The sequence below is a fragment of the Acinetobacter sp. AB03 genome (genome assembly GCF_058107045.1).
Genome location: NZ_JBUEBA010000047.1, coordinates 1 through 634 on the forward strand (window position 1 = coordinate 1; position 634 = coordinate 634).

Genomic DNA, 634 nt, shown 5'->3' on the forward strand with positions numbered 1-634 from the left:
AAAATGATAATAAAGGGTAGAGGAGGTCATCTAAGAATTTAAAGCACAAGACTTATTTAACATTGATGACAGAAAAAGTGAGTTGTTGGGAACTTAAAGAAGAGGTGGTACTTATAATGGTTACTAAAATACAAATACTTAAAATATTAAATATATAAAACAATATATTACAAATATATATGATGCGTAGTGTACGCATCATATATATTTTCTTCTATTTTGATATAATGGATCTCGTCAATCCGCTGATAGGTTTCATTTAAATTTCATGAGTCTTACTGAAATTAAAGTTCGCCAAGCTCATTGCAAGGAAAAAACTTGTTTTTTATCCGATGAAGATGGACTTAGCCTGAAGATTGAGCCGACTGGAAGAAAATCTTGGTGCTATCGCTATACAGATCCACAAACAAAAAAACGTCGCCGCATTCAGTTGGGGCTTTATCCTGATTTATCGCTGAAAAAGGCACGACAAGTCAAAGATGACTTTAAAGACAATAATTATTGTTTTGAGCATGATACTGTCTCTAATGTCATCACCTTTCGTAAGGTAGGGGAGGAGTGGCTGCAGTTCAAACTGAAAAATGCATTTAATGATTCACCCCGCTGCGGTGTACTACAGTTAGCAGAAAGATGT

1 protein-coding gene is annotated in these 634 nt (G+C 34.5%); it reads left to right on the plus strand.

The window, feature by feature from the left end; genetic code table 11:
- Positions 1–268 precede the first annotated feature (268 nt).
- A partial coding sequence (locus ACY3FQ_RS17955; RefSeq protein ID WP_489774587.1) for an Arm DNA-binding domain-containing protein occupies positions 269–634 on the plus strand: 366 nt, incomplete at its 3' end.